We start from the raw sequence: 11,901 nt of genomic DNA, 5'->3' as shown, positions 1-11,901 counted from the left end.
TTTTTCAAGCAGAAGACGGCATACGAGATCTGCGTATGTGACTGGAGTTCTGACGTGTGCTCTTCCGATCTGAATTGAAAATCCTCCCTGGTATGCATATCCACCTGATACTGACTGTGGACCTACCTTGTCTACACCATCCTGTCCCAACTGTAATTTCACTTCCTTTACAGTTTCCTCTGCTGCACTTACCTGCGCTGCCGGAAGGTTTCCTGCCGGAAGATTTGCAATAGCTAATGCACCGATACATGCATAAACTAAGCATTTTTTAATTAATCTTTTTCTCATATAATTTACCCCTGTCCTTTCATAAAAATATAGACTTTTGATTCTATCTTTTATCGGGTGTCAGAAAACCACCCCTAACACCCGATTATGTTCATAAATTAGTCTTCTTTAAACTTTCTTGAAACACCAAATGCGATGCCTGCAACTACGATACCACCTACTGCTGCTGCAATTGGCCATATCGGTGCACCTGTTGATGGTGCATTTGTTGAGCCTTTAGATGATGTTGCTGTGTTGTCTGCACTATCCGTTGCTCCACCCTGTGCTGACTTACTGTTATCACCTGTGTCTTTCTTATCATCACCTGAATTAGTATTATCTGATGAACCTGTGTCTTTCGCTCCCGGAGCACTTGTCATAAGTCTTGCATCAATAATCTTAAATGAACCCTTACCCGGTGTATCATGAATATGGAAAGCTCTGATACCTGTCTTTAAATCAATACCTGATTTTTCAAGGTCGATGATAGCTGTCTGCTCTTTATCTGATGGAGCCGGAACTTCTTTACCCTCTACTGTAAGGACTGTTCCTTCTTCATTCTCTCTGAACCATACCGGTGTAAGCTTAATTTCATCACCCGGGTCTGAGTTAACAACAAACTCTAAACGAAGTTCATCAAAAGCTGTCTTATCACCTGTATATGTAATTTTCATATACTTGTACTCAGGGCCTACTTCAAAACAGTAAGCGTATCCCATATATTTGTAATCACCCTTATCACCTGGGTCAAATGTCTTTATAAATGGGCTTCCTGAATCATTTAATACTACGTCATCTGCCGCATATACAAATGAACTCATGCTGCAAAGTAATACAACAGCACTAACAATTGTTAAAAGTTTTTTAAATGTCTTCTTCATTTCTAATACCTCCACATCATTACGTTTTTTTAACTCGTTTAACGTTAAACCTATCTTAACATTATAGATAATGTTTGTCAATGAATTTGAAAGAGGCGAAATCACTAAAAAACCTCTCTTTTTTTATATATATTGCATAAAAAAACCTTTCAACCCATATTGTTTTTAGTATTAAATGACAACTTTCTATGATAAATTTTCCTTTTTTTCTCGTTGCAAAACATATTTTCTATGTCTATAATCATTTTAGGAGGAAAGCATGAGTACAAATCTAAAAAAAATAATAAGGCGTTCGCTTGTTATATCTTCTCTTGTTTTGTTTTTCGGATGTGCCTTCTTTCTTATTTACTACTTAATTATTCAACCGGAACATTCAAGACAGGTCACAGAAAAATACCGGCAGATATACTATTCTGCTTCTGATAATACCATGGAAAAAACAACAGGCAGTTTTAACCCGAAAGATAATTCTATTGATATTTCCCTCGATAAAAATCATAAATCGGGAGCAAAGGATTCTAATGGTATTCTACTTAAATTTTCTAAACTTTTAGAATATAACAGCGATATTAAGGGATGGTTAAATATTCCCGGCACAAATATTGATTATCCTGTAATGCAGGCATTTAATGGTTCTGATTTTTATTTAGACCGTGATTTTGAGGGAAGCAAGGACAAAAACGGCTCTCTTTACATTGATGGACATTGTAATATAGAAAAACCGACAAAAGCAATATTGATTCACGGACACAATATGGATTCTACGGGAATGATGTTTCATCAACTGTTAAAATACAAGGATATTAACTTTTATAAGGAACATCCGGTAATTACTTTTGACAGTTTATACAAAGAATCAAAATGGAAAATAATTGCCTATGTACGCCTGTCCGGTGATATGAAAAAAAATCAGAATTTTAACTATCTCACCGGAAAATTTAAAGATAAGCATGATTTTATGGAATTTGTTTATCAGATGGAAATGAGGTCATTATATCATTGCCCTGTTTCAGTCAATGAAAAAGACCACCTTCTGCTATTATCTACATGTTCTTATGAAGTACATGATTATCGTACCGTTGTCGTGGCAAGAAGATTACGAAAAAATGAAGACGAAAAAGTCGACACTTCCAAAGCATATATGAGGCAGGACGTTTTATATCCTTTCAATTGGTATTCGAAATATGGTGGTGATGCCCCGACTGTTATCTCTTTTGAGGACGAAATGTCATTTGAAACACCTTCATGGTATGACGGAAAATATACATATGATTCTGCTATCGGAACTACGGTTACTGTCGACAATAATTTTTATAAAATATTATCCAGAGACGAAGTTCAGTTCACGGGATGCAATAACGGAAATATAAAAGATTTATTCATTCCGTCCACAGTAAAAATAGGAGAACGAACCTACAACGTAACGTCCATGTCAAATGATTGTCTCATTTATGCATATAAACTTGAAACATTAAAAATAGGCAATCTAATCAAAGAAATACCTGCAAGAGCATTTATCAATTGCAGCAAACTAAAATCAGTTATCATTGGCGATTCTGTAGAAGTAATAGGCGATAAAGCTTTTTACAACTTAAAAGAACTTCATAAAATAAAATTGCGCTGCACGGATTTAAAAACAATTGGAAAAAAGGCCTTCAAAGGTATTGCTCTAAAAGCAAAATTTAAAATTGAAGAAAGCAGACTAAAAAAATATGCAAAATTAGTTAACAATTCAGAAGTATCTAAAAAGAGTAAATTAAAATTCAAAACTTTCAAAGATGAGAATTGATTTTTAACAAAAGTTAACACCCATATTATTGGATAATGATAAGTCATCCAATAATATGGGTGTTTTAATGTGGTAAGTATTACCTTTTATACTTTATTTGTCATTTGAATAAATTTCAAATTCGGCTACCTGACCACCCACAGCTCCTGTATTTTTTGTGATTGTCACACGCACATACTGAGCCTTTACTTCATCAAATGGTAGAGTAATCTCATTTCCGGTCTTAGGGTCAAAGTCATATTCCGCTGAGGCAACCACCTCTTTAAAATCTTTTCCATCCTCACTTACACTGATAGAGAGTGTCTGCTTTCTTGCTCCCCAGATTGTTGCCGGATTAACTGCAAGTCTTACTGTGTGGACATTATAAGCCTTCTTTAAGTCAATTGTAAGCTCATCATTTCCTTTTCCTTCACCTTCCCAGTAAGATGTAGTATTTCTGTCACCATCATTTGCATAAACAGGTGTATAAACATCTGTGTATCCATTCGCACTCGCCTTGCCCTTTAACGCAACGTTTTCACCCTTTACTTCTGCTGATTTATATTCCGGAACTGTAAACTGCTCATTTTCCTGCGCTTCTTTTTGCTCCGGCGCTGTGACTACAGTTAAATTCTTATCACTCATTTTTGTAGTAGAATTACCTGATTTAACTGCTATTGCCAATCCAATAAACAATACCAAAAGCACTGCTATTACTATTAATCCTTTTTTCTTCATGTCAGTCCTCCTACTTCTCTATCTTAATATTCGATGTTGTATTTGCATCAATGAATACGTTGTCAGAGTCATTTGTGATACTCTTTCCTTTAATCTCAAGACCCTTAATTGTAACGTCCTTAATATTGTGCTCTGCATCAAATCCCTTAAAGTTAACTTTCAATCCATCTTTACCATCTAACACTTTGAAACCATCGATAGTAACATTAGAAATTGTTCCTCTGTTATCCGTTGTTGACCAGTTTGCATTGTTTACAATCTGGAAATCGATAAGTTCCATCGTACCATCTCCTCTTCCAAGCTGTGCGTCCTCAACAACAATGTTTTTATATTGGATATTAGAAACTGCTGCATCGTCTGCATTATGAATAGACAATACCGGCTTATGGAAGTTGTGAAGAACTGTTATATCTTCAAATAATACATTATCAATTGTTGAGTTCTCTTTCTGTCCCTTATTCGTCTCATAACCAATTTCCATAGACTGAGCAAGGTCTGTCCAGACCTGAACATTTTTAAATTTTATATTGTCTGTGTTCTGGTCATAATTTTTAACGACTAAAGCATCATCCCATGAACGTACAAAGGAATCTGTAACTTCCACACTCTTGCAGGACTGAAGCGACATACCATCACCATTTGGTCTTGAGGTAATCATCTTTAAATTATTTACCTTTCCACCAATTGTATTATATAACTGCAAACACCATGCATTTGCATTTAATACTGTGATACCATCAATTTCTACATCCTGACAATTATCAAATTTCAATGGGACGCTTGCAGCTCTTCCCTTCCATCCTTCTAAATTGGAACAATCAATAATACCTCGTCCACAAACCTTAACATTTTTGGCAAAGTTTGCGTTCGCAATACCATGAATAACCGCTCCGCCGGATACATATAATGTCTGTCCATCAGATAATACCATATTTTCAATATTCCACTCACCAGGTCCTACAAAAAATACGTCCTCATCATTTGCATCAGGAATATCATCCGGGTCTTCGATTTCATTTGCAAAAATATGTACGGCTCTTGATACACTGTTATTAAATTCAACTGCATATGAATCCGGTGTATCAATCCGAAATGTTACCGTATGTTCTTTTACATTAATTTCGGGCTTAATGTCATATTTTAATGGTCTGACTGTGACTGATTTTATATCAATATTTTCTGCTTTTACCGTGATTTCAACAGTTCCATCAAAATCAAAATATGTGATTGGTGTTCTCGACTGCTTTGGCATATAAGAACCCACCCATGTATGTGTATTATTTACATTTGTTTCATAGACATAACAATCTTTTCCATTTACCGCAACTGTTGTGTCAGTGGAATGCATTAGTGACATATCTCTTTCTGCCTCTGTTACAACTGCCAAATCATCAGCCGTAGCATCTTTTAGCGATTTTGGTCCATCGTAGAGAACCACTTTACTATTTTTAATTGCGCTGTTCTCTGAGATTCTGCTAATCGCACCCGGAAGATTGATTGCTGCCCATAGAATACCCAATGCTAATAAATAGATAAGCACACATCCTACGATAAATCCAACTCTTCCACCGATTCGCTTTTCCTTCTTCTTTTTTGTGTTCTTGTTTTCGTTTAGCATAATATTTCCTCCCAATTTTCTACTGTTGCCAGTGTTCTTGAATGAAAGTCCGCTCCAAGTTCCTCATGTAAAGGTCCTACCCCGAGAGATTTCATGCCTCCTGCTTCTGCAGCTTCAACCCCTGCTTTTGCATCTTCCACAACCAGACAATTCTCAGGTGAGAGTTCTAACTTAGATGCAGCTACTAAAAATACTTCCGGATCAGGCTTTGATTTTGTCACATCAAGTCCACAGCTTATCTTATCAATAAGCGGGAGAATACCTGTCTTTTCAAGTATTAATGGTGCATTTTTGCTGGCAGAACCGACAGCTGTCAATATCCCCCTGTCTTTGAGCATTTTTAAGGTATCATATGCTCCCGGCAACACTGCACTGTCATCTAATGACTGTAACATTTCTTTGTAATAGTCATTTTTTCTCTCTGCCATTTCTATTTTTTCTTCCTCTGTGTATTCTTTATCTCCTTTTTCAAGAACCACTTCAAGGGATGCCATTCTGCTTACTCCCCTTTGTCTCACATTATCTTCTCTGCTAAAACCGCTGATTCCGATTTCATCTGCAAGCTTTTTCCATGCCTGATAATGTAATTCATCTGTTGAAACAAGCACGCCATCTAAATCAAAAATTACTCCTTGCATTTTTTCCTCCTTTTTCATTTATAGTTTATATTTATCTATATTTGATTAATGTTTTTTACTATTTTCAAATTTTAAAATACATGTTAAAATCAATCTATGGTTTCACGTTAAACGAATTTATACTGAAAGAAACCTTTGAAAGGAACATACATTATGGTTACAATTAAAGATATTGCACAGGCAGTCGGTGTCAGTGCAACAACAGTGTCTAACGTTATTAATGGCAAATCAGGTCGCGTATCCGCAGAAACTGTGACAAAAATTAATACTGCCATTGACGAACTCGGATATGTACCAAACATGTCTGCACGTTCTCTTGTCTCTAAATCATCAAAAGTTATCGGCTTCATAAATCATGTCCTGACCGATAAGGGCGCCAATTTTATGGAAGACCCTTTTCTTTCCAAATTTATCGGAATCCTCGAACATGTTCTCCGCGAAAACGGTTACTATCTTATGATTCGTACAGTCGAGACATCCGAACAATTAGAAGCCTTTTTGCATACCTGGGATATCGATGGTCTGTTTCTCGCCGGTATCTTTAAAGATGATTTCTTTGATGAAATAACAACTTTAAATATTCCCATCGTTCTTGTCGATAGTTATGTACATCACAAGAACATCTGTAACGTAGGGCTTGACGATTTTGGCGGAAGTAGTCTCGCTACCAAATATCTCATCCAAAACGGTCATAAGAAAATTGCATTTGCCTCTCTCCATATCAAAGATGGCGGCGTTCTTATGGAACGATTTCTCGGTTATAAATATGCTCTTACAAAAGCGGGCATACCATTCGATGATTCACTCGTCTTTGAATGTTCTATGGATTTAAAAGGTACAAGAAATTTTGCAAAATTTTTAGCAAAGCACCCGGATATCACAGGCGTTGTCACGACTGCCGACTATCTTGCCGGTAATATTATTGCCAATCTTCACAGACTTGGTGTGCATGTTCCGGATGATATTTCTATTATCGGTTTTGATGATTTAAACATCTGTAACATAATTGAACCACCGCTCACTTCTGTTCATCAGGATATGGATTTGAAAGGACGTATTGCTGTTGATTTCATGCTACAGCTGTTAGAACACAAAACTCCAAATCCATACGAGATTTCTCTTCAAACAACAATCACTGAACGGAACAGCGTAAAAAAATTAGTTTAATTGTCGAATAGCATTAGAGGTTTCAAATCTAAAAACCTCTAATGCTGCTTCTGATAATTTAATTCAACTCTTTTACAAGCGTTTCCTCTTCATTGATATCTATTTCATATAATTTGTCTTTATAATTAATTCTAAAACAAAGTCTGTTCCAGCCTTTTGGCAGGTTAGGATTTACCTGAATATTTCCATCCCGGAAACTTATACCTCCAAATCCCTGAATTGCCACCATATATGCGCCGCCTGCTGCCGCCGGATGCGTACCGCCAATATAAACAAGTCCTGCCCATTCTTTACCACCCTGCTTTATATCCGCACAGGCAGATTTCATAAAGAAATCATAAGCCTTATCAGGTCTTTTACATTTACATGCCAGCAATGCATACATACATGCGCTCAGGGAAGAACCATGTTCTGTCCTTGTCTCATAGTATTCCAGATTTTTTAATTTCTCATCTAAATCAAATTCTTCTGAAAACATATTAAGCCATGTAACTACATCTGCCTGTTTTATAACCTGCGTATGACTGGCAACTCCATATGCGCCGCCCCAATATTCCTTTGGGTCTAACAGCCTGCCCCGAACTTCTTCAATGCTGACATCCTCTAAATCAAAATATCCATCAAACTGTGGTATGACACCACTCTCATTTGCCTGCGGTATATAAAGATTTTGTGCAGCATCAACAAATTTGTCTTTTAGCACAGTCAAATCATAACTGTCCAAAATTACCTGTTCACTCTCTGATAACAGGTCTTTTATTTCAATAACGTTTATCGCCTGCTCAAATGTGTATTTTGCCATTCGATTTGTGTAACCGTTATTATTCACTCTCTCATGGTATTCGTCAGGACCAATTACATCATGAATCTCATAAAAAGTCCCTCCTGCCCGTCTCAATAAGAGGCTATAATAGAATAATGCACATTCAATAATGGTATGAGCTCCTCCGTCAGACAAAAGTGAAGTATCTCCTGTGGTTTCCAGATATCGTCCCATTCCATAAACGATTGCAGCCGATATGTGAACCTGCTTATCTTTAAAGAACGTTCTCATCGGACGCTTTGTGAAAACATCTACAACATTATAATCTGAACATGCGTCATATCCGCCTTCCTGACTCTCCCATGCATAAAATGCACCATCCAGTCCATAACCTTTCGCTTTCTGCTTTGCCCCATCTAACGAATCAATTCGATATTTCATAAGGCTTTTCGCAACATTAGGCTCTGTCATCAGAAAAAATTCTAAAATAAACATTTCTGTATCCCAGAAAACTGCGCCTTTATATGTCTGTCCCGAAAGACCTCTGGCTGCAATAGAAAGGTTATCTGCATGTCTTGGAGCAATACAATGCAAATGATATAAGGAATAATTCAAAGCCTCCATCGCCTTGTCATCACCTTCAATAATCACCTGCGAATATTTCCAAAGACGATTCCATTTATCTTTTTGTTTTTGGATTGCCGTTTCATATCCTTCTTCCAATGCTTTTAGAACATTCTTTGAAGCTGCCTTTCTGCAATCCTCACAATCTTTACTTGTATAAACACTAAAGAATCTGTCGATAACATACTCTTTGTCCACTTCTGTTATAAAATTAATATCCTTAAGGACTTTTTTATTCTCCACCGTGATTTTCTTTTCACATGGAAAATTAGTTTTATCACCTGCGGAAACAGACACTTTATAACCCTTCTCGTGAGTCGTGCCTACAATGCCTATAATTTCTTTTTCATCATATTCTAATTTGTCATAATGTGGTCCGTTGATATCCCATACATCCCCGTCTATACCATACACAACTTCTACATCCGCATGAAAATCTGCTATAACTTTATAGCGCATAATACCAAGATGAACATCCTCCATACTGACAAATCTTTCGCTGTCAACAGAAATTCTTCCCCTCGATGTAATCCATTCAGAATGTCTGTTATATATGCCATATCTGTAGTCCAATTCCGTGTAATGTACTTCCGGTTCTTTTTCAGGTAACTTTAAGACCTCACCATCTACAATTAAATATGTATAAAATCCATTTGGTGCGTTAAGGGGCTCCCTCCAGCCGTCACCTACTCTATCGTAAATTCCAGCCAGATTCACAGCCGCAAGGTTTTCTTTGCTATATTCTGCAAGAGTGCCCCTCACCCCCATGTAACCATTTCCTATCAGAAGTTTATTTCCTAAATAGGATATTTTGTTTTTATCAAATCCTTCTTCTCTTATTTTCCAATCAATCATGCCACTCTACATTGATAGCCATTGCTATCTATCTCAACATCATTTCCGTAAACATTTAGATAAACGGACTCATTACCATTTGTCTGAATAAATACATTTTCCTTGTCTACTTTAATTTCAATTACAGTTCCTTTATAACTAATCTTAAACGAATATCCTCCCCAGCTCTCAGGAACAGACGGTGCCACGCAGAGTTTATCTCCATCACTTCTAAGTCCGCCGAATCCATATACAATATTCATCCACGCTGCGGCAATACTTGTTGTGTGAATCCCCTGATTTGTGTTTCTGTTATAATTATCCAAATCCATTCTTGTAGCAAACTGGAAGAAATTATATGCCTCTTCGCTTCTTCCTAATTGTGAAGCTAAAATGGAATGAACCGAAGGAGACAATGAACTTTCATGTATACAACATGGTTCATAATACTCATAATTTGCTTTGAGCTGTTCCTCTGTAAATTCTGAATTAAACAACAACATAAACATCAATACATCCGGCTGTTTAATCATATCATTTCTGTAAATCCTGTCATATGACCAGTTATTATAAAGTGGGAAATCCTCCACAGGAATTGAGTCAACATCAAGATGTGGTAACTTAAAGAACCCATCATGCTGCTCAAATAACTTTGTATTGTCATCATAAAGAATAATCATATTCTTTGCTATATTTTCCCATTCTTTCATTTCTGCTTCATCAAAGTTAATCTTTTTAATAACCTTGCTATAAGCCTCCGGGTCTTCTGATTTGATTTCATTTATCTTTTGGATTGTATACTCTAAAGAGAATTTTCCCATATAATTTGTATAACAATTATTATGTACCATCATCTGGAACTCATCAGGCCCCATAACACAATAGTATCCATATCTTCCCTCTTTATCATAATCTCCTCTTGATGCAAGCATTCTGGAGATTTCAATAAGCATTTCCAATCCATATTTTTTTATAAATTCTTTATCTTCAAACATCTTTTCATAGAACCATATGCCATATGCTACTGCTGTAGATGCCTGAAGCTGGAGACTTGCATGCTGCCAGAGATTACAACACTCCTTACCGCTTATCGTTGCAATTGGATAATATGCCCCCTTACAATCTAATACTTCTGCTCTTTTTCTTGCCTCATCCAATGTCTTATAGCGGAAATAAAGCAAGTTTCTTGAAGCCTCCTGATTGTTAAAGATAAAGAATGGCAGACAATATGTTTCTGTATCCCAAAATGCATTACCATTGTAAGCCTCGCCGGTCAAACCTTTCGCTCCAATATTCGTGCCTTCTACTGCTCCATGATAAGTCTGATACATCTGGAAAATACAAAAACGTATTCCCTGCTGGTTTTCGGGATCATTTTCTATAGTTATGTCCGAACTCTCCCACACCTTTGTCCACCAGTCAATTGTATCTTTTTCTAACTTAGCATATAATGCACAGGCGCTTTCCTGCTCAGTTTTTACGGTCTCTACCTCTTTTGCATATACTCCTAAATCTCCATCATCTTTTAATGTAACATTATTCGTAACTTTAGTAAGCGTATAATCCTTACCATCCTCTAAATCCACCTTTAATTTTGCGGCAACAATTTTTTCCTCACAAATTTCTTCAAATCCACTATATTCTGCATGTATCTTACAGCTTCCAAAGACTTTTAATCCTGTATTAATTGTAGTGCCATTAATTCCTAAAAATATATCCTCACCGTTTTCAATAATGCCCGGTTCACAATTCCACATATTTTTATTTTCATTTTTATGTATCTGTGAAAAATCTAAACCGGATGTTATATAAATTTCACCGCTGCATCCAATCGGTTTTATGGTAATTTTCTGAGTTGAACGTTGAACTTTCGTCATTGAAACAAATCTCTCAAATTTAACAGCTAATTTTTTTCCTGACTTTGTATTCCAGACAAAGGTTCTTTTGAGAATACCTGTTTTCATATCAAGTTCTCTGACAAACTCTTCTATATCAGCTGTCGCCAAATCAAGCTGTTCACCGTCCATTTCTATTCTTGTGTATAACCAATCTACTGAATTTACCATAAACTCAGTAAAATCAGCAATTCCTTTGTAATGATTATATTCAGGTTTTGTCATCTCATATATTCCATTGAAATAGCTTCCAATCAGCTTACTTCCTGAATATCTTTCATCAAAATAACCTCTCACTCCCAAATATTCATTTGCAAGTGAAAATATAGATTCTGAAACCTCTCCATATTCCGGATTGAATCCTTCTTCAATAACTTTCCATTCATCAACTTTAAAATATTTGTCTGCTACTTTTGCCATAATCTTCACTCCATTTTTATATAGTACGCTAGTCGGCATAAAGGAGGAAATGCCGACAGCACACTAATATTATTTCTATCCTTTGACAGCGCCGCCTGCGGCACCATCGGTAATTTGCTTCTGGAACAACAAGAATAAGATTGTCGGAGGGATAATCGAGAAGAATATCGCCCGAATCATATCTATCTGTGTTGTATGCGCTGCTGAATAAGCATATAACTTAACCATTACTGTTTCCTTGCCCGAACCGTTCAGAACTAAATACGGTAACAGGAAATCTGACCATGC

Annotated in this window: 8 protein-coding genes and 1 pseudogene; 2 read left to right on the top strand and 7 right to left on the bottom strand. The window is 36.4% G+C overall.

Annotation, left to right across the window (positions count from 1 at the left end; translation table 11 throughout):
* Positions 1-386: 386 nt before the first annotated feature.
* Entirely contained in the window at positions 387-1,148 is a 762-nt protein-coding gene (locus tag Q5O86_RS05345; protein WP_302626113.1) for a hypothetical protein, read from the bottom strand.
* Between the two features lie 259 nt (positions 1,149-1,407).
* Between Q5O86_RS05345 and Q5O86_RS05340 the strand changes: the two genes are divergently transcribed.
* Positions 1,408-2,937, top strand: a complete 1,530-nt coding sequence (locus tag Q5O86_RS05340; RefSeq protein ID WP_302626112.1) for a leucine-rich repeat protein — start codon at positions 1,408-1,410, stop codon at positions 2,935-2,937.
* A gap of 93 nt (positions 2,938-3,030) precedes the next feature.
* Here the strand turns inward: Q5O86_RS05340 and Q5O86_RS05335 are convergent, their stop codons facing one another.
* Genes Q5O86_RS05335 through pgmB form a run of 3 tightly spaced genes read right to left on the bottom strand, consistent with a single transcriptional unit; the run spans position 3,031 to position 5,910 of the window.
* Positions 3,031-3,654, bottom strand: a complete 624-nt coding sequence (locus tag Q5O86_RS05335; protein ID WP_302626111.1) for a discoidin domain-containing protein — start codon at positions 3,652-3,654, stop codon at positions 3,031-3,033.
* A 10-nt stretch (positions 3,655-3,664) separates the two neighbouring features.
* Positions 3,665-5,272, bottom strand: a complete 1,608-nt coding sequence (locus Q5O86_RS05330) for a glycosyl hydrolase family 28 protein (protein ID WP_302626110.1) — start codon at positions 5,270-5,272, stop codon at positions 3,665-3,667.
* The gene (gene pgmB / locus Q5O86_RS05325; protein ID WP_302626109.1) at positions 5,266-5,910 is read right to left on the bottom strand and encodes a beta-phosphoglucomutase; all 645 of its coding nucleotides are present in this window, start codon (positions 5,908-5,910) and stop codon (positions 5,266-5,268) included. Before pgmB ends, Q5O86_RS05330 begins: the two co-directional genes overlap by 7 nt.
* 153 nt (positions 5,911-6,063) lie before the next feature.
* Here pgmB and Q5O86_RS05320 point away from each other — a divergent pair, with 153 nt between their 5' ends.
* Entirely contained in the window at positions 6,064-7,077 is a 1,014-nt protein-coding gene (locus Q5O86_RS05320; RefSeq protein WP_302626108.1) for a LacI family DNA-binding transcriptional regulator, read from the top strand.
* 58 nt (positions 7,078-7,135) lie between these two features.
* Here the strand turns inward: Q5O86_RS05320 and Q5O86_RS05315 are convergent, their stop codons facing one another.
* From Q5O86_RS05315 to Q5O86_RS05305, 3 genes and pseudogenes are all read right to left on the bottom strand, one after another.
* Positions 7,136-9,319 (bottom strand): glycosyl hydrolase family 65 protein, encoded by a 2,184-nt coding sequence (locus Q5O86_RS05315; RefSeq protein WP_302626107.1) that lies wholly within the window; start codon positions 9,317-9,319, stop codon positions 7,136-7,138.
* Positions 9,316-11,613 carry a glycoside hydrolase family 65 protein gene (locus Q5O86_RS05310; protein WP_302626106.1) on the bottom strand — a complete coding sequence of 766 codons (2,298 nt, stop codon included), beginning with the start codon at positions 11,611-11,613 and terminating at the stop codon, positions 9,316-9,318. The genes Q5O86_RS05315 and Q5O86_RS05310 overlap by 4 nt, the downstream gene beginning before the upstream one ends.
* Positions 11,614-11,688: 75 nt before the next feature.
* Positions 11,689-11,901 (bottom strand): annotated as a pseudogene (locus Q5O86_RS05305) (carbohydrate ABC transporter permease); the annotation flags it as partial.

This window comes from uncultured Eubacterium sp., from assembly GCF_937958975.1.
Lineage (GTDB): Bacteria > Bacillota > Clostridia > Lachnospirales > Lachnospiraceae > Eubacterium_G.
The sequence above is the reverse complement of the archived record's forward strand: the minus strand, read 5'-3'. Positions and strand labels throughout refer to the sequence as shown.